The sequence below is a fragment of the Marinoscillum sp. 108 genome (assembly GCF_902506655.1).
GTDB classification, from domain to species: Bacteria; Bacteroidota; Bacteroidia; order Cytophagales; family Cyclobacteriaceae; genus Marinoscillum; species Marinoscillum luteum.
Genome location: NZ_LR734815.1, coordinates 14979 through 37223, shown reverse-complemented (window position 1 = coordinate 37223; position 22245 = coordinate 14979). Strand labels below are relative to the sequence as shown.

The following is a 22245-nucleotide window of genomic DNA, read 5'->3' as shown; positions in this document are numbered from 1 at the left end:
CAACCAAAAAGAATGAAGATTATGAATAAATTCTACGGGTCAACATTACATTTTGGGCTTTCAGGCTCATGGGGGAATATTTTTTTTGATCACAGAGTGCAATCGATTACACAAAATGTGAGTTCAGATTTTAATCACATTACCTTTTAATAAATCCACTAACCTATAATATGATGAATTATGTGTACTAAAATCACTATTCGCAAGTCATGGATACAGATACTTTTCTTGCCAGTATTGGTACTGGTATCTATGACTAGCGCAACAGCCCAAGATCTGACCGTAACAGGTAAGATTACTGATCGAGAAACAGGAGAGGGCCTGCCAGGAGTGAGCGTTGTAGTTCAGGGAACTTCAGAGGGAACGATCACCGACATTGAAGGAAACTACAAGGTTACTGTTGCTGAGGATGCAACTTTGACCTTTAGTTTTATTGGTTACGCTAACCAAATAATACCAGTTGCTGGGAAGAGTATTATCAACGTGTCCATGGATGTTGATGTACAGGCATTGGATGAGGTGGTAGTGGTAGGTTATGGTACTCAGAAAAAGTCAAACCTGACTGGGTCAGTGGTTTCTGTAACAGGAGATGCTTTGAAGAAGGTACCTGTGGCAAGTGTAGCAGAGTCATTGACTGGTCGTTTAGCCGGAGTGCAAATATCTACCACTGAGGGCTCACCCGACGCAGAAGTCAGAATAAGGGTGAGAGGTGGGGCTTCACTGACCCAGAGCAGCTCGCCGCTGTTTATTGTGGATGGCTTTCCTGTAAGCACTATATCGGATTTATCCCCATCAGATATCAAGTCCATCGACGTACTAAAAGATGCTTCATCAACGGCCATTTATGGTTCTCGGGGAGCAAACGGAGTGGTAATTATTACTACTAAGAGTGGTACTGAGGGAAAAGTCACGGTGAATTACAATTCTTTTTACGCAGTGAAGAAGATTGCCAAAACCCTGGATGTGCTTGATCCGGAAGATTATGCCAGATGGCAGTATGAATATGCGGTGCTGGATGCCAGTGAGGAAGGTGATTACTCATCTTATGAGGACTACTTCGGGTTGTTTGGTGACCTTGATCAATATGAAGGACAAGCAGCCAATGACTGGCAAAGGCAGATATATGGCCGTACAGGAACCACGTTTAGTAATGATCTGAGCATCCGCGGTGGCGGGCAAAAATTCAACTACTCTGCCAACTTCGCAAGATATGATGATAAGGCCATTATGATTGGTTCTGACTATGTGAGAAACAACATTACCTTAAAATTCAAAAACGCTCCGAATGATAAGATTGATCTGAATTTTTCATTGCGTTATTCTGATACAGAAATCAACGGAGGCGGAGCTAATGAACAGAACGAGGTATCTTCTGCTGACTCCAGATTGAAACACGCAGTAGCTTATGCACCTATTCCGATATCGGGTGTGAGTCTATCAGATGATACCAATGAGCAAACTTCAGGAGATCTGGTAAATCCGATTGTTTCCACGAATGACAATGACCGATTGCAAAAACGGAATAATTACAACATCGCAGGGAGCTTTGCCTGGAAAATAATTGATCCATTGCAGCTAAGCACTTCTTTTACGGTGGATAACTACAATTACCAGGACAATCGTTTTTATGGGGTGACTACTTACAAAGCAAGAGACCGCTCTCCTGCATACCCAAATCAGCCGTCAGCACTCTTTAGCGATAGGAAAGAGGTAAGACTCAGGAATACCAATACGGTGACTTATGATGTCCTCAAGGGGGAGTTACATAACCTAAAAGTGATGGGGGGGCATGAAATGCTATTTACCCAGACCAATGAGTTGGAATATGAAATTCAGGGTTATCCAGTATTATTTAGTGCAGATGAAGCTTTCAAGCTGACGACACAAGGACAGTCTATCTACGCAGATAATAATTTTAGTCCGGACGATAAACTGTTATCATTCTTTGGAAGGGCTAATTATGACTATAAGAATCGCTACCTAATCAGTGCGGTATACAGAGCTGATGGATCCAGCCGATTCAAAGGAGACAATGTTTGGGGGTATTTCCCATCATTATCTGGCGGGTGGAAGATTACCGAAGAGAGCTTTATGAGCGGGCTGACCAAATGGGTGTACCTATTGAAACTTCGTGCCAGTTATGGGTTGGCCGGGAATAACAATATACCAAGAGGCCAGACCGTACAGACATTTGAATCCAGAAATACCACTTACATCAACGACGTAAATAGTTACTGGGCGGCTTCTACCATCATGGCCAATCCTGATTTGAAATGGGAGACCACGGAAACTAAAAATATCGGATTGGATTTCGGTTTGCTTGAAGGCCGGGTAACCGGTACAATAGAGGCTTATCAAAATAACACCCGCGACTTACTGATTCGTTTCCCTGTAGCAGGCACAGGCTATGAATATCAGTATCGAAATATGGGTGAAACGGAGAACAAAGGGGTCGAGCTAAGCCTTAATGGTATCGCATTGGATAAAAAAGACTATGGTCTGAATTTCAACTTCAACATTGCTTTCAATAGAAATAACATCAAATCACTTGGTGTGATGGACGAGTTGGTGGGCACGGAAGTAACCACTGGATGGGCCTCTACTCAGATTGCCAACGACTACCTGGCCCAAGTAGGAGATCCAATTGGCAGGATGTACGGGTATGTATCTGATGGTCGGTACGAAGTGGATGATTTCGAAGAATATGATGAGAACTCCGGACAGTGGGTACTCAAGGAAGGTGTGGTGACTTCAGATGGTATATTAACGCCACGTCCGGGTATGATGAAATTGATGGATCTTGATGGAAATGACACCATTACCATCGATGATCGAAGGTTTATAGGCAATGCTAATCCCAAACATACAGGTGGTTTTGTGCTCAACGCCTACGCTTATGGATTTGACCTCACGGCCGCCTTCAACTGGAGCTATGGAAATGACATCTATAATGCCAATAAAGTGGAGTTCACTTCAGCCAATGAAAACAATCAGTATCGAAACCTGATCTCCGTTCAGGAAGAGGGAGAGAGATGGACTAATATAGATTGGAATACCGGCGAACTGATCACTGATCCGGCACAACTGGCGGCAGTGAATGCCAACACCACCATGTGGAGTCCATACATGGATCGGTACATCTTTAGTGACTGGGCAGTTGAAGATGGATCCTTTCTAAGGCTCAATACGCTCACTTTAGGTTATACTTTACCTAAGGCGATTATTGAAAGAGCCCGTATTGAAAACCTTAGATTCTATATCACGGGTTACAACCTGTTTATCCTGACAGACTATACGGGATTTGATCCTGAGGTATCCACCAGACGAAAAACCCCACTCACACCGGGTGTGGACTATTCAGCTTATCCACGTAGCAGGCAGTTTACTGTTGGCATGAATCTTACGTTTTAATCCAAATGACATTGAAAATGAAAAAGATATTAAACATAGCTCTTGCCGGTGTGCTGATTTTGGGTACCACTACGTCTTGTGAGGATTACCTGGAAGCACCGGCCAAATCTACTCTGGATGAATCGAAGATATTTTCGGTTTATACCCTGGCTAAGGGTGCCGTAGATGGCATTAAGGAACCCTTTGGGCAGACTAACTCATACAGAGGTCGCTTTCTTCCGAATTATGGGATGAACACAGATGTGGAGTGGAACAACAACTCCAATAATCCTGATGACAACTACGACTTGGTGAAATACAATGCGAAGCCCAATAATGACCAAATGAATACGACTAACAATGCCTGGGCCATGATGTATTCGGGTATAGAACGAGCAAATATTTGTATTCGTGGGCTGCGTAACTACGGGGATGTAGAGAATGATGAAAATATGGCCTACTTACTAGGAGAGGCCCTTACCTTGCGAGCTGTTTATTACGCGGACCTGGTCAAATCCTGGGGGGACGTGCCAGCAAGATTTGAACCAATCACTACGGAAACCCTGTACTTACCGAGATCTAGTCGGGACGTTATTTACAAGCAGCTATTAGCAGATCTGGAGGAGGCCGCTACAATCGTTCCATGGCCAAACGAAACATCAAGCACTGCTTCTGTTGAGCGGGTAAATAAAGCTTTTGTCAAAGGACTAAGAGCAAGACTGGCTTTAGCTGCCGGTGGGTACTCGCAGTATGCGGACGGTGTGCGCCTCAGTACTGATCCGGAATTGGATCGCGCAACCATGTATGGAATCGCGTTGCAGGAATGCAGAGATGTGATAGCAAGTGGCACAGCACGTCTTGAAACTTCGTTTGAGGATTTGTGGAGAAAGTTCAACCAAGATGATGTAACAGCCGGAGGGGAATCACTTTGGGAAATCCCATTTGCCTCAGGGAGAGGAAGGTGGTTATTCACTTTTGCCGTAAGGCATTTGAGTAAGGATAAGTACACAGGTCAGGCCAGAGGTGGTCAGGGTGGTCCGTTGCCGTTCGTGTTTTATGATTATGCTCCTAATGACTCACGTAGAGATGTCACTTGTGTGCCATACCAATGGAAAGACGTGAGCCCTTCAGAGGACATTGCTCAGCAAGAGCCTACCGGCCTGGACCAGTGGATGTTTGGTAAATACCGATACGAATGGAAAAACACTCGTGTGACCGCTTCCAACGATGACGGAACCAACTTTATGTACATGCGCTATGCCGAAATTTTACTCATGGCTGCTGAAGCAGCTTATGAGCTGGAGGGGCCTGATGCCGCCAAACCGTATTTGAAAGAAATTCGTCAGCGCGCTTTCGATCAGGCGGACTGGCCTACTCAAGTAGATGCTTATCTGGGCGGCTTATCTGGATCAGCTGTTTTCGATGCGATCGTAGAAGAGCACAAACTCGAACTGTGCGGCGAAATGCAACGCAAGCAGGCCCTCATTAGATGGAATCTGCTAAAGACAAAACTTGACGAGGCGAAACAAAAGATGTACGACCTGAGAAGTCAGTCAGGTGAATATGCTAATGTGCCCTCCACCTTGTATTACAGGCTTGCAGAAAATAACGAAACCCTGGAATTCTACGGATTGGAGAGGGGTGAAACAGACAATAAGTCAGGTGAGTATAGTGATAATATTGATTGGGCGGTAGTGGATGAATTGGATGATGAAAAAATTGAAACCATCTATGTTGGAAACCCCGATGAGAACCAGTTTTGGCCGATCTGGCAAGTCTTTATAGATGGTAGCAATGGACAGTTGACCAACGATTTACTGAATTAAAAAAGGATGAATATGTATACCAGAATTAAAAAATTCACAGGAATCTTGCTATGCGCACTTTCATTGGTGCCTATGGCTTGCAAGGATGACATAGATCCGGTCATTACAGAACTCACAAAATCGAGGGCCTTTGCCCCGGTGGGACTTGAAGCCCGGGTGCGTAACCAGGTAGATATAGAGCTTAGCTGGACCGCAAATCCTGATGTTGACCAATATGTTATAGAGTTCTTTCAGGATAGCCTTCGGTTTTCTGGTGATCCCATCAGCACTGCTATAGTAGACGATATACCCACAGCCGGAACCATCACCTATACAGAATCTCTCTCAGGTGAGACCCGCTACTCGGCCAGAGTGAGAGCTGTGACTGAAGGGCTGGAAGAGTCTAACTGGGCTATTGTCACCGCACGGACAGATGCGGAGCAGATTTTCCTACCATTGCCAGGCGAAAATGTACAGGACACTTACGCCACAGTAGTTTGGCAGCCAGGGAGTGAAGTAACTCATCTGTTAATAGTGCCAGGCAATACATTGGTGCAGATTTCAGCAGCTCAGGTAGCAGCAGGAGAAGCGAGAATCGATGGGCTTTCAGGAGCAACGGATTATACCGTGACCTTGTACAACGGCACCAAAAGAAGAGGAACAGTGACTTTTTCTACCCTGAAAGAGGCCAATGTTACTGCCAATGATGACCTAAGTAGCGTTATTAATGCCTCAGAAGAGGGGGCGGTACTCATATTAGCGGCAGGCACCTATAACCTTGGTGGAAAGGAAATTACAAAGTCCATAGTTATCGAAGGGCAGAAATGGTACGACATGCCAGTGATTATTGGGCAGTTTTCTTGTGGTACTCCAGTGAGCTCCATCACCCTGAGGTATCTCAATATACAAGGACAAGATGACTATGGTCAAATGTTCAATGCTTCTGCCTCAGAGTGCAATCTCGGTACCCTTACTGTTCAGGGCTGCGAAATCAGTGGCTATAGCAACAATATCCTCTATAGCAACAGCGGAGGAACCTACGGAGACATTATCATTTCTGATACCTACATCCATGATATTCCCGGTGGAGGAGGCGATGGTTTCGACTTTAGGGGTGGAGCTGTGGGATCTCTTACGTTAGAGAATTCTACCGTCGCCAATGGAATACGAACACTCCTGAGAATGCAAGTCGCTGCTGACGTGGCATTTAGGAATTGTACTTTCTACAGGGCTTGTATCGCCGACAATAGTAACAACCGAGGGTTCTTTAGAATGTCCGGCGGTGGTACCTCGTTGGAAGTAAGCAAATGCCTCTTCGTAGAAACAGGTATTGAGGGTAGTGGGGGAGCTATTTATGGAAACTGGTCTCAGGCGGGAGATATCAGTGAGGAAGTGTCATTGAATTACAGAGACAATTACTACTTCAATACCATTGGTTTGTGGGAAGGTGAATATACTGATCCGGGTGAAGTAGATGCGACAGAAGCTAACCCTGGTTTTGTAGATCCGGCAAATGGAGATTTTACTATTACCAATCAGAACCTGATTGATGAAGAAGTAGGACCATCTCGCTGGAGACAATAAGAATGAAAGGGCTAATACTTCCCTTCAATCAAACAATATGAACAGTGATATTCACTAATGGACATAAAATTCAATGATATTATGAAACTGTTATCCAATATATTATCAATCCTAATGCTGTGTACCCTGTCAGTTACAGGAGCATGGTCTCAGGATGACCCCAACCAACCTGCGGTTGGTGAATGGACAATTTACAATGCTGATGAGCTGCCAGATGCCGCTGACCCGGCCTGGAGTGCCAGCAATGGATCAGGTACCACCTGGTCGATAGAGTCTGATCCGATTCGGGTAGGCAACAATTTGTTGGCGTTGGATGGAGCCGATGCTTCAGGAATGTACAAAACTGCAGATTTTGATCCGGTGCCTACTGCCGTGACGGTGGTCATGCGGGTCAAAGGCAAGGACCTCACCGCTGATCGATTGACGGATATTGATATGCACATCAATGGTTTTAGGGACCAATTAAACATCCGATCCTCTGGTGAGCTGAGCTTACAGCGTTCAGGTGCTTCTGTAGATTTATCGGGTCTGTTAAATACCTCCCAGTGGAATGTCTACCGAATGACCATAGATGCCTCGAGTGGTACTGAAGGGGTTGTGAAGATTTACTTAAATGAAAACCCCTTTCCGGTTCTTTCAGCCACTACAACTACCACTACAGGTTCAAATTACTTTCGCTTTGGAGATGGAAATGGTAGTCCAACATACTCGGCCTATGTGGATTATGTGAGCTATGATGTTACAGGAGCATTTTCACCAGCACAAACTCGCTTACCCAATGATTTGACCAAACCTCCCGTGGGGGCGTGGACCATTTATCATGCGGATCAATTGCCAGATGCGGCCGATCCTGCTTGGAGTGCCAGCAATGGATCAGGAACTACCTGGGCCATCGAATCAGATCCGGTAAGGGTAGGTAATAATCTACTGGCGCTGGATGGAGCGGATGCTTCGGGGATGTTCAAGACCTCAGATTTTGACCCGACACCTACTGGTGTGACAGTGGTGATGCGTGTCAAAGCCAAAGATCCGTCTGCGGATCGTTTGACCGATATCGACATGCACATCAATGGATTTAGAGATCAATTGAATATCAGATCTTCTGGAGAGTTGAGTCTCCAGCGATCCGGCGCTTCCGTAGATTTGTCCGGAGTTTTAAACGTGAATAAGTGGAATGTATACCGGATGACAATCAATGCGAGTAGTGGTACTGAAGGGATTGTAAAGATCTACTTGAATGAGAACCCTTATCCGGTGCTTACTGCCACTACCACTACCACTACTAGCTCTAATTATTTCCGCTTCGGAGATGGCAATGGTAGCCCAACTTACTCGGCATATGTGGACTATGTAAGCTATGATGTTACAGGGGCATTCTCTCCCGAACAAACCAGATTGCCCAATGAGGTAACAAAGCCACCTGTGGGTGAATGGTCTATTTATAACGCTAACGAACTGCCAGACGCAGCTGACCCAGCCTGGAGTGCCAGCAACGGCTCGGGTACCATCTGGGCCATAGAAGCTGATCCGGTAAGCGTTGGAAATAATTTACTGACATTAGATGGAGCAGACGCCTCGGGAATGTACAAAACTTCTGATTTTGACCCTGTCCCAACAGCGGCTACCGTCGTGATGAGAGTGAAAGCAAAGGATCTAACCGCAGATCGTCTCACGGACATAGATATGCACATCAATGGATTTCGGGATCAGCTAAATATCCGATCTAACGGAGAACTCAGCTTACAGCGTTCTGGAGCTTCTGTGGACCTCTCTGAGGAGCTAAACGTATCTCAATGGAATGTATATCGCATGACTATAGATGCGAGTAGTGGTACAGAAGGTATTGTTAAAATCTACCTAAATGAAAATCCTTATCCAGTACTCACTGCCACTACCACTACCACAACAGGCTCTAATTACTACCGGTTTGGAGATGGAAATGGTAGTCCGACTTACTCGGCTTATGTGGATTATGTCCTTCATGATGTGACCGGGGCTTACTCACCTTCCCAATCACGACTGCCAGCGCAGTTTACAGGTGACGATGAGGGGCCTACACCGGTGATTACTGCTCCTGCTGCCCTTTCTGAATTCGTCCAACATTTGGGAACACCAACTGCCGCTAAGTCTTTTAGTGTATCGGGTAGTGATCTTAGCACGGATTTGACCATTACGGCATCAAGTGGGTATGAACTTTCACTGAGTGAGACGGATGCATTTACCACAGATCCTTTGGTGTTGAGCAATATCGAAGGTACAGTTGCCGAGACCACCATCTATGTTAGGTTAAATTCTACGGAGCTCGGCGCGTTTAATGGAGCTGTTACTTTGGTGAGTGGTAGTACCACAAAGGCTGTTTCACTAACTGGAATGACAATAGTGCCTGAAATCAGTGTGAGCGGGGCGCTTGAGCCATTCAAAGAAAGTGTTAGCTCGGTTTCCGAATCGCAATCTTATTCCGTCACTGCCGTCTACTTGGTTGCAGACCTGACTATTACAGCCCCGGATAGTTACGAGGTATCCCTCGACAATACCACCTGGAGTGGGATGGTTAGTATTGCCCCGGATAGCGAGGGAGTTATTAACTCCACCAGCGTCTATGTGAGGCTGAACGGAACTGAAACGGGCCAATACAATGGAAATATTGTTCATTCATCTACCGGAGCGACTGATGTACTACTTGCTGTAACGGGAGAGACGATTCCTGATCCTGGGATTATTGCTTCAGGGGAGTTTGTTGCTTTTTCTCAAAATCTGAATCAACCATCAGACCCTCAGAGTTATACGGTCTCTGCCACTAATCTTGCTAGCAAACTCGAAATTTCAGTGCCACAAGGTTTTGAGATTTCATTCAACGGAGAGCTATGGTTGAGTTCACTTTCACTTGCCCCTCTGGATGGAAATGTTGCCAGCACCACCATTTACATAAGGCTCAATGCACCTACGGAAGGTAGCCATAGTGGCAGTCTTGTGCATAGCAGTGTGGGAGTTGATGCCGTTTCCTTTTCATTGTCAGGAAGTACAGCAGCAGGAGTGGTTTTAGGTGCCACTTTCGATGATGATCTATTCAAAATGTGGCCCAATCCAGCTACGGATAGAATTTTCATAAGAGGTAAGGTGCTACAAAATAACCAGCAACTATCACTTTACACCTTGGGTGGGGTAAGAGTAAATTCATATAAACTCTTGCAAAACAATGAAGGGGTGGAACTAGACCTTACTAACCTGTCACAGGGCATGTATGTGATTGAACTTACCAATGAAGGTAAGAAGGTGACCAAGAAATTCTGGAAAGAATAAGAGTCTGCGGAGATACAGAAAGTAGCAGGAACATCCTAGTGGTGTTCCTGCTATTACCGCTATCAGTTAAGCTTCTAATTTATTGAATCAAAACCCTAGGTTTGGATAGTAGAGTGGATATGAGATATAGTACATTGTTTTTCATTTTGTTTTTTGGGGTTCACATGATCTGTCGATCTCAGGATCTTGCTTTTCCGGGTGCGGAGGGGTTCGGTAGGTATGCTTCAGGGGGACGTGGTGGTCAGGTATTGGTTGTTACAAACCTTAACGATTCTGGTCCTGGAAGCTTAAGGGAAGCATTACGTGAGGATTATCCAAGAATTGTTTTGTTTGCCGTTTCAGGGAATATTGAGTTGGAATCGCCACTCGACATCAACCATGGCAATGTAACTATCGCTGGTCAATCAGCACCCGGTGATGGCATTACACTAAAAAATTATCCTCTGAAAGTTAAAGGAGACAATGTAATTATCAGGTACATCCGTTCCCGGTTAGGAGACGAACGAAATGTACAGGATGACGGCATGAGTGCTATGGACAATCGAAACTTAATGATTGATCACTGCAGCTTCAGTTGGAGCACAGATGAAAGTGCCTCCATCTATGATAATGAGCTGGTAACTGTACAGTATTGCATCATTTCTGAGAGCCTGAATAATTCTGTGCATCAAAAAGGAACCCATGGATATGGTGGGATATGGGGAGGCAAAAAGGCCAGTTTTCATCACAATTTGTTAGCACATCACAACAGTCGAAATCCGCGTTTTCAGGGAGCTCGTTATCACAAGAAACCCGAGCATGAAATCGCTGATTTTCGTAACAATGTCATCTATAACTGGAAATCAAACAACAGTTATGGCGGTGAAGAAGGAAATTATAATTTGATCAACAACACCTACAAACCGGGCCCGGCTACCGAATCCAAAGTGGATAAAATTTTGGATCCGTATGAGCCTTATGGACATTTTTATCTGGAAGGGAATGAGCTTATTGGAAATCCTCATGTTTCTGACAACAACTGGGCTGGAGTGAATGGAGGGGACGCCGTGGTGAGCCAGATCAGGTTGGAAAACCCTTTGGAAGTGGCATCAGTAACTACTCAATCAGCAAAAGCGTCTTTTGAATGGGTGCTGAAATCTGCCGGAGCTAGTTATAGGCGGGATGCTGTTGATCAAAGGATTGTTGAAGAAGTGCGTGAAGGAAAAGCGACTTTCGGGAATAACGGAATTATTGACTCACAAACTCAGGTTGGGGGCTGGCCGGTACTGCAATCAGAAAAAGCTCCAAAGGACACTGACCGGGATGGTATGCCTGACAAATGGGAAAAAAGAAGGCATCTGAATATGAAAAAAGATGATTCTGCTGAGATTGGGTTGATGGAGCATTATACAAACATTGAGGTCTATTTGAATGAGTTGGTTCAGAACTAGTCTATTAATCCTTCTTTTGATCGCAGGATGGGTTGTAGTCGGACAGGTCCCCCGGGATACAAGCTATACCGTAGCAAATACAGTTGCCAAAGTACTCAGACATTATCCCAATTTGGATGTTCAGGGTGTTGAACCTAATGATCCGGAATCGGTGACGTCCACTTTTGATGTGGCATACAAAGATCTGGGGTACCGAAGTTTGGTGGCGAATCTTTTCATCCCTAAAGAGAAGAGGGTTTCCGCCGCTATTTTGATGATTCATGGAGGAGGATGGAGAGCAGGATCGCCCGGCTTAATGACTCCCATGGCTGAGCGACTGGCAGAAGCGGGCTATTTGGTGATGGTGCCCGAATATCGCCTGTCGATGGAGGCACTCTATCCCGCGGCTATTGGCGATTTGAAGGATGCGCTGCAATGGATGCGAGATCGATCGAGAACAATGGGTATGCATACCAACCGCATGGTTGTACTGGGATGTTCTGCTGGTGGACAGTTGGCGGCCCTCCTGGGAACTACGACCGACGTTCAGGCGATAGTTGATATAGATGGAGTTTTGGCTTTTAAACATCCTGATTCACAGGAAGGATCTATGGCTGCACAATGGCTTGGAGGTACTTATGAGGAAGTGCCTGAGTTATGGCAGGAAGCTTCGGCACTGACACATGTCTCAGCCTCTACACCACCTACCTTATTTTTGGCAAGTAAATACCCAAGATTTCTTGCTGGAAGACAGGAATACATGCAGGTTTTGGAAGAAGTCGGCACCTATACAGCAGTTCGGGTATTCGAAGATGCACCTCATTCCTTTTGGTTGCTGTCACCGTGGTTTGAAGCCACTGTGGTGGAGGTGATCAAATTTTTAAATGATACAATTTTAGAGCAGGATAATTAAGCTTAAATGGATATAGAAAGAGGCATAGTGGTTGATTCGGGATTCATAGTTGGTCTGTTACTTGGTTTGTTAGTCATTTTTGTGTCCTGCAAGGAAAATGAGGAACCGCTTCAGATACTTGTTAGCCACATTTCCATCAAAGGCGATTTTATAGAAGACGGGGAAACCAGTCAGCTTACGGCTGTTATTCTTCCCGTCAATGCATCCAATCAAATGGTTGAATGGAAAGTATCAAATGAGTCGGTGGCCACTATCAGTGAAAATGGCCTTTTGACAGCTGTATCCAATGGGGTGGTTACCGTCACAGCGTCTGCAAAGGACGGCTCTGGAGTAACCACTCAGAAGTCATTTAATGTGTCCGGTATAATGGCTCCGGTGGTATTGGTGGAGCATATCTCGATAACAGGAAATAATATTACTGATGGCAGATCCCAAGCCTTTAGTGCTGAAGTTTTACCGATCAATGCTAACAATCAAACAGTGGTATGGTCTGTTTCGGACGAAACCCTGGCAAACATCTCAGCATCAGGTGATTTGACCCCCCTTAAAAATGGATCTGTCACTGTGCGAGCATCGGCCACAGATGCATCAGGAATAGTGGGTGAGAAAAATGTTTCTATCTCAGGGGTGCTTGAAGGTACCGACGGAACCATCGTGGGTACAGCTGAGGACATTCTCAATGCGATTGTCAATGCAAATCCTGGGGATAAAATCTATATCCGAGGAGGCACTTACACTTTCTCCACCAAGATTAACCTAAGCCGTGATGGGGCTGAGGGTAATTTGATTTCACTCATTGCCCATCCTCAGGATACAGAACGACCAAAATTTGATTTCTCATCGATGGCCGAAAACTCCGGTAACCGTGGCTTACAACTATCCGGTGACTACTGGTATGTAAAGGGTATTGATGTTTTTGGTGCGGGAGACAATGGGATGTTTATCAGCGGAAATTACAACCTGGTAGAGTTTTGTACTTTTTCTGAAAATGCAGACACCGGTCTTCAGATTGGTAATGGTGCAAGCCACAACACCGTATTGAATTGTGATTCGTTTTATAATGCAGATTCCTCCATCGAAAATGCTGATGGTTTTGCCTGCAAGCTGGATGCAGGAGATGGCAACAAATTTATTGGGTGCAGAGCCTGGCAAAACCTCGATGATGGATGGGATGGATACCTGCGCGGAGCGGATAACATTACGACCACCTACGTGAATTGCTGGGCATTCAAAAATGGGATGCTAAAAGATGGAACCATTGGTGGTGGCGATGGTAATGGTTTTAAAACGGGGGGTAGTGATGATAAGCTTCTGAAACACAATGCCCTATATACCAATTGTATTGCCGCCGGCAATATTGTAGATGGATTTGATCACAATAGCAATAGGGGTACAGTGATCATGTATAACTGCTCAGCTCACAGCAACGGGCGAAATATCAATTTTGGGAGCTCCAACATTGCATCATCGCTCACCATCAAAAACAGTTTGTCATTTGCGGGCGGTAGTGGGGATAGTTACCAAGCCACAGCCACTGATATTACCAATAACAGTTGGCAGGATGGTCTGGAGGCTTCTGCGATAGATTTTGTAAGTATTGATCTGGATGCACTGTCTGCTCCTAGAAAGGCAGATGGTAGCCTGCCCGATGTGCAATACCTGTACCTCCAATCTGATAGTGATCTAATAGATAAAGGGGTAGATGTAGGTTTGGACTATTCCGGTTCAGCACCGGACCTTGGAGCTTTTGAGCACAAGTAAGAGGCCAATATTTAAGGATACTAAGGCAGATCAGCCATTTTGGTTGGTCACATACCCGGCTCCAAGGGAGCCGGGTTTTATTAAACTGCTCATATGGGTGGCATTGAATGATTTTAAAGCATCAGACAGGTCAATTATGTATAATTAGGATGTGGGAAATCTTTTTTCTTAATTTTGATCGATCACTAACTGAATCACAAGACACTGGAATCACTAACCATTACTACCGTATCCTCTAGCTCGTACGAGTGCACCATCACAGTAGACTGTGCCGTTTTTGGCTTTCAGGACAATGAACTCAGGCTGCTTTTGGTCAAGCGGGCGATTGATCCATTTAAAGATCAGTGGATGCTCCCGGGGGGTATTATGGATGAGGGCCATACCCTGGAAGAGTCCGTGAATAATGTACTTTTCAACCTCACAGGAATCCACGATGTACATCAGGAGCAGGTGAAGGCGTATAGTAGTGTGGACAGGCACCCGGTGAAGCGTGTGCTCACTGTGTGCTTTTATGCCCTGATCAAACCAGAAAACCATCCGGTAATCGCTAAGAATTATGTGTCTGATGTACAATGGTATTCACTTTCAAAACTTCCAAAACTGGGCTTTGATCATGATCAACTGGCCGTAGATGCGCTGCATAAACTGAGGGGCAGCCTTGATCAAAATCTCATCTTTGGAGAATTGCTTCCAGACAAGTTTACATTGAAAGAACTGCAGGATCTTTATGAAAGCATCCTGGACGAAACGCTTGATCGGAGAAATTTCCGAAAGAAGATTCTTCAGTCAGGGTTGGTGATTCCTACCAATGAAAAGAAGATAGGAGTGAAGGGTGGGCCGGAACTCTATCGAATCAAGAAATAGATATTTAAGGAGATATTCTTTGATAATGATAAAATAAGCTATAAAAAGTGTTGACTTATTGTGAATTCATTAAACTGTGTATAAATTACACAGTATTAAAATCGAGGGTCGAGCCTCATGTCACATGAAAGACGGTGCCACAGGCGCCTGAGATCAATTTTGCATTTATTAAAATCTTATTATCGGATGAATCAAATACGCTTTTCTACCAATCCCAATGACTTTCTTAACTACACGACTGAAGACATCAGACAAGAGTTTTTGATTCCTGAGGTGATGCAGCCCGGTGAGATCACTGCGGTTTATTCTATGTATGATCGTATGGTCACTATCGGTGTGATGCCCCTTAAGGAGGCCATCAAGCTGCCCGTATACGAGGACCTTACCAAAGCTGCCTACTTCCTGGAGCGTCGTGAATTGGGGATCATCAATACCGGAGGAGAAGGTGTGGTGGTTGTAGACGGAGAGTCTTTCACCCTGGCCAACAAGGAATGTCTTTATGTAGGAAAGGGCAAAAAAGAAATCACTTTTGCAAGCAGCAATGCTGCTACCCCGGCAGAATTCTTTGTGAATTCATGCCCCGCACATCATGAGTACCCAACTGTGAAAGCAGGTCTGGCTGATGCGAATGAGGTCAATCTGGGAACGAAGGAAAATTGCAATGAGCGGACTATTTACCAGTTTATACACGAGGGGGGCATTCAGAGTTGCCAGCTGGTGATGGGCTTCACTGCCTTGAAGACAGGAAGTATTTGGAACACTTTCCCACCACACACGCACCTTCGACGCATGGAGGTTTATTATTATTTCGACCTGGCTGATGATCAGTTGGTCATGCACTTCATGGGAGACCCTCAGGAGACACGCCACATCGCCATTCACAATAAGCAGGCGGTCATTTCGCCAGAGTGGTCTATTCACTCCGGGGCGGGTACTTCCAATTATTCTTTTATCTGGGCCATGGCTGGTGAAAACAAAGCTTTCACGGACATGGATGGTCAGGACGTTAAAGCAATACGATAATGGTATTAGACTCATTTAGTTTGGCCGGAAAGACGGCCCTGGTGACCGGTTGCAAGCGGGGCATTGGTAAGGCCATCGCAGAGGGATTGGCAGAAGCAGGAGCGGACATTATTGGTGTTTCGGCCTCATTGGAGCTTTCAGGTAGTGAAGTAGAGAAGGCTATTCAGGCCCGTGGTAGGTCCTTCAAAGCCTATCAGAGTGATTTTTCAGATCGGGAGTCTGTCCACGCTTTTTTAAGAAAGTTGATGGATGAGAATAGTGAGATAGACATACTGGTGAACAATGCAGGCACCATCATGAGAAAGCCCGCAGCAGAACACCCAGACGAGTATTGGGATGAAGTGATCGAGGTGAATCTGAATTCCCAGTTTGTGATCTCCCGTGAGGTAGGTAAACACATGATAGCCAAGGGTAAAGGGAAAATTATCTTTATTGCATCACTCCTTACCTTTCAGGGAGGGATCACGGTGCCCGGATATGCAGCCAGTAAAGGTGCAATTGGCCAGCTGAATATGGCCCTTTCAAACGAGTGGGCTTCGAAAGGAATCAACGTGAATGCCATCGCTCCTGGTTATATTGCTACAGACAATACCAAGGCACTTAGGTCGGATGCAGACCGGAGCGATTCTATTTTGAGCAGAATTCCTCAGGCCAGATGGGGAGATCCTGAAGATTTTAAGGGGCCGGCGGTCTTTTTGGCCAGCGATGCGTCTAACTATATGAATGGGTCCATCGTCACCGTAGATGGTGGCTGGATGGGCCGATAATCAAGATTTAAAAGAAGCCCGGTGAAGGAATAAAATTGTATTACTTCTTCATACTTCATACGAGTTCTTCACCGGCTTCTTTTACTAAACACTGAACACTAAAATTTGGAGATGAAAGAATTTCTTGGTGAGGATTTTTTATTAGAAACCAAAACGGCGCAGACCCTCTATCACGACTATGCGGCGCAAATGCCCATTATCGATTACCACTGTCACCTGTCTCCAAAAGACATAGCGGAAGACCGGATATTCAATAATATCACTGAGGCCTGGCTGGAAGGGGATCATTACAAATGGCGCGCCATGCGTACCAACGGTGTGGATGAGTCCTTTGTGACCGGAAACAAATCTCCTGAAGAGAAATTTGAGCAGTGGGCGGCCACAGTGCCCGATACCCTCAGAAATCCTTTGTATCACTGGACACACCTGGAGCTCCAGCGCTATTTTGGCATTAAAGACATTCTGAAGCCAGCTTCAGGCAAGCAGATTTATCAGGAGGCATCTTCCAAACTCAATACTCCGGAATTTTCGGTGCGGAGCCTCATGGCTAAGATGAACGTAACAGTTGTCTGTACCACTGATGATCCCATTTCAAATCTGGAATATCATTTGCAACTTCAGCAGGAGGGGTTCCCGATTAAGGTGTTGCCCACTTTCAGACCGGACAACCTCTATGCGGTGGAGAACCCAAAGGCTTACAAAAGTTATCTGAGAAAACTGGAAGAACTGGTTGGATTTGGGATTGCTTCATTTGAAGATTTGTTAAAAGCCTCACAACAGCGAATTGATTTTTTTCATGAAGTGGGGGGGCGTTTGTCTGATCACGGGTTGGAGCAGCTCTATGAGTTGGGGGCGGCAGATCCGTCTGAACTTTTCGAGTTGATACTCAAGGGCGATACCCTCTCCGGTTATCAGGTTCAGCAGTTTAAAATGGCGCTTCTGGTAGAATTGAGTAAGATGTACCATGCCAAAGGATGGACTCAGCAGTTTCATTTAGGAGCCATTCGCAATAACAACACCCGGATGATGCGGACCCTGGGGCCCGATACCGGATTTGACTCCATTGGTGATTTTTCACAGGTCAAAGCCATTAGTCGTTTTCTGGATAGATTGGATAATACCGATCAACTGGCGAAAACAATACTGTATAACCTCAATCCGGCGGACAATGAAGCCATGGCCACTATGATTGGAAACTTCAATGATGGTTCCGTTGCAGGTAAGCTGCAGTATGGTTCTGGCTGGTGGTTTCTGGATCAGAAAGATGGGATGGAGAGGCAGATCAATGCCCTGTCCAACATGGGTCTGCTCAGTCGATTTGTGGGCATGCTTACGGACAGTCGGAGCTTTCTTTCCTTTCCGAGGCATGAGTATTTCAGACGGATACTCTGCAATATGATCGGAAAGGATGTGGAGAATGGGGAGTTGCCTGGCGATATGGAATGGCTGGGTGCTCAGGTTCAGAATATCTGTTATCACAATGCTAAAAATTATTTTAATTTCTAGCCTTTGGGGTTTGAAAATAAACAAAGGGTGGGAGTATCCTGCGAAATGATATTTGAGCGGTAAGCGTCGAATCATTAAATTAAATGAAAGGACAGCAAGACATATGAAACAAGGCAGAGTAATCACATTTGGAGAAGTGATGATGCGCTTATCTCCACCGGGTTTTGCCAAATTTTCCCAGGCGACAAATCTGGAGCTGGCATACGGAGGTGGTGAAGCTAATGTAGCTATGTCATTGGCTTATCTGGGCATGCAAGCCGCTCATGTTACGAGGTTTCCAGATAATATCATTGGCAGGTCTGCGACACAGTTTCTGAGGCAGCACTGGTTGGACACCTCATGGGTGCTTTATGGAGGTGAGTTGATGGGCAAGTACTTTCTGGAGAAGGGAGCTGTTCATCGATCTAGTCAGGTGGTGTATGAGCGCGATGGCTCGGCATTTGCCAAAATCCAATCGGAGATGATTGATTGGAAGGCGGTATTCAAGGATGCCGACTGGTTTCACTGGACGGGGATCACACCGGCCATCTCAGAAGGAGCATTGGCTTGCTGTGCAGAAGCGATCAAAACGGCTAATGAAATGGGAATCATGGTCTCCGCAGATATTCATTCAAGAAAAAATCTTTGGAACTACGGCAAGACCCAGCAGGAAGTAATGCCGGAACTAGTGGCCGGATGTGACATAGTGTTGGCCAGTCGGCAGGACATAGCTGAAATTTTCGGGATCGATGTGGAAGCTGAGAAAGACGGGAAGTTTCAGTCGGCAGCCCAGGCGTTGATGGACAAATGCCCCCGGGTAAAAAAGATTTTTGATAAAAAACGGGAGACGATCAGTGCTTCTCACAATAGTATTCAGGGGAAAGTCTGGAACGGGAAGCGGTATCTGAAGACTGATACCCTGGATGTGACGCATATCGTGGACAGGGTAGGTACGGGCGATGCTTTTGCAGCAGGCCTGATCTATGGATTGCTTTCGTATCAGGATGATTTTCAGGCATTAAAATTTGCTACAGCAGCTTGTGCGCTTAAGCACACCGTGGAGGGAGATGTGAATATGGTCTCTCGTGAAAATGTGGTTGATTTGATGGAAGGGAATACTTCCGGTAAGATTATTAGATAATATAAAATATGACAAAAGTGGCCGTCTCCCTAGTAAAAGAAATAAGAGCTTAATGAGGTACTTACTGATTCTAATCTGCGCAGCACTGGTGTCTGCCTGCGCCACTTCTTCTGAGACCCGAGAGCTTAAACTCGGACATAGTCTGGCGGTGAGTCACCCGGTGCATACGGGCATGGTCTTTATGGCCGAGCGGCTGGAAGAAATCTCCGGAGGAAAGATGAAAATGACCATTTACCCGTCTGGTCAGCTGGGCAATGAGCGTGAGACACTGGAACTTCTGCAGATAGGAAGTCTGGCTATGACCAAGGTGTCAGCTGCTGTTTTGGAGAATTTTGCTCCTAATTTCAGGGTGCTTGGTTTGCCCTATATTTTCGAAAGTGAGGAGCACATGTATCGGGTGTTGGATGGCGAGATAGGCGAAGAACTATTGGGACAGGGAGAGCAGTACAGGTTTCGTGGGCTATGCTACTACGATGCTGGTTCCAGGAGTTTTTACACTAAAGACCGACCAGTATACACGCCAGAAGACCTCAAAGGATTGAAAATAAGGGTGATGAAAAGTAACACTGCGGTAAACATGGTGAATCAACTGGGTGGGTCACCCACGCCCATTTCTTTTGGTGAGCTCTATACGGCCTTGCAGCAGGGAGTGGTGGATGGAGCCGAAAACAATCCCCCCAGTTTTTATTCCAGCAGGCACTATGAAGTTTGCAAATACTATACCCTCGATGAGCACACCAGTGTGCCGGACGTACTGCTTGTAAGTATGGTATGGTGGAATAGACTCAGTGAGCAAGAACAGAAATGGCTGAAGCAGGCCGCTACTGAGTCGGTGAGTTACCAGCGTGTGGTATGGGCTGAGTCGGTAAAGGAATCACTGGCCGCGGTGAAGGCTGCCGGAGTGGAAATTATTATTCCCGAGAAGGAGGATTTTTCGTCCGTAGTGAATCCGATCTATGAAGCTTACAAAGACGATGTGGAAAAATTTGAACTTATCATGAGGGTTAGAGCATTGGCAGATGAAAAATAAGATTGACAGGTTTTTAGAGAAAATATTGGTACTCCTGATGGCTGTGATGGTGCTCAACGTACTGTGGCAGGTAGCTTCCAGGTTTTTACTGAATGCTCCCAGTGGGTTTACGGACGAGCTGGCCGGATTCCTCCTGATCTGGGTAGGGCTTATTGGCTCGGGCTATGCCACTGGCCAGGGGCTACACATGGCCATAGATATACTTCCAAAATCCCTCGAGGGTGCCAGATTTATTTGGGTGATGCGATTTATTCATTTTTCGGTCGCACTCTTTGCACTGCTCGTCATGATCATAGGCGGGAGCAATCTGGTCTATGTGACGCTGGAGCTGGAGCAGCTTTCTTCCGCATTGCAGCTGCCTATGGGATACGTGTACCTGGCGGTTCCACTTAGTGGAGCATTGATGATTTATTATAGCATTTATTACCTTATATACACAGAGTCCAATGGCAATAACTGAGATATTACTCCTTGTAGCAAGCTTTTTATTGTTGTTGGCCTTAGGTGTGCCGATAGCCGTGAGCATCGGTCTGTCTACCGCACTCACGCTAATGGTGAGTATACCCGCCATGCCGGCGCTCACTACTATTGCGCAGCGTATGGCTACCGGCCTTGATAGCTTCGCACTACTGGCCATTCCTTTTTTTATTCTTTCCGGACAGCTGATGAACAGGGGAGGGATAGCCAGAAGACTGGTGGATTTTGCTAAGGTATTGGTGGGCAGCCTTCCAGGTGGTTTGGCGTTTGTCAACATCATCGCCTGTATGTTTTTTGGGGCCATTTCCGGGTCAGCCGCGGCGGCCGCTTCAGCCATAGGGGGGTTTATGACACCCCGTATGGAAAAAGAAGGCTACGACAAAGGTTTTGGAGCAGCAGTGAACCTCACCAGTGCTACCATTGGTTTGGTGATCCCGCCAAGTAATATCCTCATTGTGTACTCTCTGGCCAGCGGTGGGGTGAGCATTGCAGCTTTGTTTTTGGCTGGCTATGTACCTGGTGTCATCCTGGGTGTAGGACTGATGATGGTTTCCGGAGCCATTGCCTTCAAAAGAAAATACAAAACCGGCGAATGGGTAGGATTTAAGGTAGGGGCCAGAAAATTGCTGGATGCTGTTCCTAGTTTGTTTTTGCTGGTGATTGTGATTGGAGGTATCGTCGCTGGTTTTTTTACAGCCACAGAAGCTTCCGCCATTGCGGTGCTGTACACCATTGTGCTGACCCTCATCTATAAAGAATTAAAGGTAAAAGAACTTCCCTCAGTACTACTGGATACGGTGAAAACCACTGCCATTATCATGCTTTTGATTGGTACTTCTATGGGGATGTCGTGGGTGATGGCTTATGAGAACATTCCTCAGGAGGTGAGTAATTTCCTGGTAACGTTGAGTGACAACCCGATAGTAATCCTGCTGATTATCAATTTGATTTTACTTTTCGTTGGTGTTTTTATGGATATGACACCTGCCGTACTCATATTCACTCCCATCTTCTTGCCAGTAGTGACGGCCCTGGGTATGGACCCCATTCATTTTGGGATTGTGATGGTGCTCAACCTCTGCATAGGATTGTGCACACCACCCGTGGGCTCCGTGTTGTTCGTGGGATGCAGTGTGGCTGGAGTCAGCTTGCAGAAGGTGCTGAAGCCACTGATTCCACTATTTGCCGTGATGATCCTGGTGCTGATGCTGGTGACCTACATTCCTGAGCTCAGCCTGTGGCTGCCAGGGATATTTGACCTTTGATATACTAAATTACACTTCAATAGATTTGAAT

15 protein-coding genes are annotated in these 22245 nt (G+C 45.8%); all 15 read left to right on the top strand.

Features of this window, described 5'->3' with window-relative positions; all coding sequences use genetic code 11:
• The first annotated feature begins 180 nt into the window (after positions 1-180).
• The 15 genes from GV030_RS16660 (at position 181) to GV030_RS16590 (ending at position 22214) form a co-directional block, all read left to right on the top strand.
• Positions 181-3411, top strand: coding sequence for a TonB-dependent receptor (locus GV030_RS16660; protein WP_159584413.1), 3231 nt, complete (start codon positions 181-183; stop codon positions 3409-3411).
• 17 nt (positions 3412-3428) lie between these two features.
• Positions 3429-5216, top strand: coding sequence for a RagB/SusD family nutrient uptake outer membrane protein (locus tag GV030_RS16655; protein ID WP_159584411.1), 1788 nt, complete (start codon positions 3429-3431; stop codon positions 5214-5216).
• 12 nt (positions 5217-5228) lie between these two features.
• Positions 5229-6779: a DUF5123 domain-containing protein gene (locus GV030_RS16650; RefSeq protein ID WP_159584409.1), complete on the top strand. Its 1551-nt coding sequence runs from the start codon at positions 5229-5231 to the stop codon at positions 6777-6779.
• A gap of 81 nt (positions 6780-6860) precedes the next feature.
• Positions 6861-10079: a T9SS type A sorting domain-containing protein gene (locus tag GV030_RS16645; protein WP_159584407.1), complete on the top strand. Its 3219-nt coding sequence runs from the start codon at positions 6861-6863 to the stop codon at positions 10077-10079.
• A gap of 119 nt (positions 10080-10198) precedes the next feature.
• Positions 10199-11509 (top strand): polysaccharide lyase family 1 protein, encoded by a 1311-nt coding sequence (locus GV030_RS16640; protein ID WP_255465511.1) that lies wholly within the window; start codon positions 10199-10201, stop codon positions 11507-11509.
• Positions 11490-12401, top strand: a complete 912-nt coding sequence (locus GV030_RS16635) for an alpha/beta hydrolase (protein WP_159584405.1) — start codon at positions 11490-11492, stop codon at positions 12399-12401. The genes GV030_RS16640 and GV030_RS16635 overlap by 20 nt, the downstream gene beginning before the upstream one ends.
• 6 nt (positions 12402-12407) lie before the next feature.
• Positions 12408-14162 carry an Ig-like domain-containing protein gene (locus GV030_RS16630; protein WP_159584403.1) on the top strand — a complete coding sequence of 585 codons (1755 nt, stop codon included), beginning with the start codon at positions 12408-12410 and terminating at the stop codon, positions 14160-14162.
• A gap of 189 nt (positions 14163-14351) precedes the next feature.
• Complete coding sequence (locus tag GV030_RS16625) at positions 14352-15026, top strand: NUDIX domain-containing protein (protein WP_370519078.1); 675 nt, start codon at positions 14352-14354, stop codon at positions 15024-15026.
• A gap of 186 nt (positions 15027-15212) precedes the next feature.
• Positions 15213-16049, top strand: a complete 837-nt coding sequence (kduI, locus tag GV030_RS16620) for a 5-dehydro-4-deoxy-D-glucuronate isomerase (RefSeq protein ID WP_159584399.1) — start codon at positions 15213-15215, stop codon at positions 16047-16049.
• Positions 16049-16816, top strand: coding sequence for an SDR family NAD(P)-dependent oxidoreductase (locus GV030_RS16615; protein ID WP_159584397.1), 768 nt, complete (start codon positions 16049-16051; stop codon positions 16814-16816). Before kduI ends, GV030_RS16615 begins: the two co-directional genes overlap by 1 nt.
• 111 nt (positions 16817-16927) lie before the next feature.
• Positions 16928-18322, top strand: a complete 1395-nt coding sequence (gene uxaC / locus GV030_RS16610; RefSeq protein WP_159584395.1) for a glucuronate isomerase — start codon at positions 16928-16930, stop codon at positions 18320-18322.
• Positions 18323-18425: 103 nt separating this feature from the next.
• On the top strand, positions 18426-19442 hold the full coding sequence (locus GV030_RS16605) for a sugar kinase (protein ID WP_159584392.1): 1017 nt from the start codon (positions 18426-18428) through the stop codon (positions 19440-19442).
• Positions 19443-19494: 52 nt separating this feature from the next.
• A complete protein-coding gene (locus GV030_RS16600; RefSeq protein ID WP_159584390.1) occupies positions 19495-20472 on the top strand; it encodes a TRAP transporter substrate-binding protein in 978 nt (325 codons plus the stop codon).
• The gene (locus GV030_RS16595) at positions 20462-20932 is read left to right on the top strand and encodes a TRAP transporter small permease (protein WP_159584388.1); all 471 of its coding nucleotides are present in this window, start codon (positions 20462-20464) and stop codon (positions 20930-20932) included. Before GV030_RS16600 ends, GV030_RS16595 begins: the two co-directional genes overlap by 11 nt.
• Positions 20919-22214, top strand: coding sequence for a TRAP transporter large permease (locus GV030_RS16590; protein WP_159584386.1), 1296 nt, complete (start codon positions 20919-20921; stop codon positions 22212-22214). Before GV030_RS16595 ends, GV030_RS16590 begins: the two co-directional genes overlap by 14 nt.
• The last annotated feature ends 31 nt before the right edge of the window (positions 22215-22245 follow it).

What these genes read in the sequence shown, in the direction of transcription:
- GV030_RS16600 (WP_159584390.1), top strand. Translation starts at nt 19,495, where the DNA reads ATGAGGTACTTACTGATTCTAATCTGCGCAGCACTGGTGTCTGCCTGC.
- GV030_RS16595 (WP_159584388.1), top strand. Translation starts at nt 20,462, where the DNA reads ATGAAAAATAAGATTGACAGGTTTTTAGAGAAAATATTGGTACTCCTG.
- uxaC (WP_159584395.1), top strand. Translation starts at nt 16,928, where the DNA reads ATGAAAGAATTTCTTGGTGAGGATTTTTTATTAGAAACCAAAACGGCG.
- GV030_RS16660 (WP_159584413.1), top strand. Translation starts at nt 181, where the DNA reads ATGTGTACTAAAATCACTATTCGCAAGTCATGGATACAGATACTTTTC.
- GV030_RS16655 (WP_159584411.1), top strand. Translation starts at nt 3,429, where the DNA reads ATGAAAAAGATATTAAACATAGCTCTTGCCGGTGTGCTGATTTTGGGT.
- GV030_RS16590 (WP_159584386.1), top strand. Translation starts at nt 20,919, where the DNA reads ATGGCAATAACTGAGATATTACTCCTTGTAGCAAGCTTTTTATTGTTG.
- GV030_RS16630 (WP_159584403.1), top strand. Translation starts at nt 12,408, where the DNA reads ATGGATATAGAAAGAGGCATAGTGGTTGATTCGGGATTCATAGTTGGT.
- GV030_RS16645 (WP_159584407.1), top strand. Translation starts at nt 6,861, where the DNA reads ATGAAACTGTTATCCAATATATTATCAATCCTAATGCTGTGTACCCTG.
- GV030_RS16615 (WP_159584397.1), top strand. Translation starts at nt 16,049, where the DNA reads ATGGTATTAGACTCATTTAGTTTGGCCGGAAAGACGGCCCTGGTGACC.
- GV030_RS16650 (WP_159584409.1), top strand. Translation starts at nt 5,229, where the DNA reads ATGTATACCAGAATTAAAAAATTCACAGGAATCTTGCTATGCGCACTT.
- GV030_RS16635 (WP_159584405.1), top strand. Translation starts at nt 11,490, where the DNA reads ATGAGTTGGTTCAGAACTAGTCTATTAATCCTTCTTTTGATCGCAGGA.
- GV030_RS16605 (WP_159584392.1), top strand. Translation starts at nt 18,426, where the DNA reads ATGAAACAAGGCAGAGTAATCACATTTGGAGAAGTGATGATGCGCTTA.
- GV030_RS16640 (WP_255465511.1), top strand. Translation starts at nt 10,199, where the DNA reads ATGAGATATAGTACATTGTTTTTCATTTTGTTTTTTGGGGTTCACATG.
- kduI (WP_159584399.1), top strand. Translation starts at nt 15,213, where the DNA reads ATGAATCAAATACGCTTTTCTACCAATCCCAATGACTTTCTTAACTAC.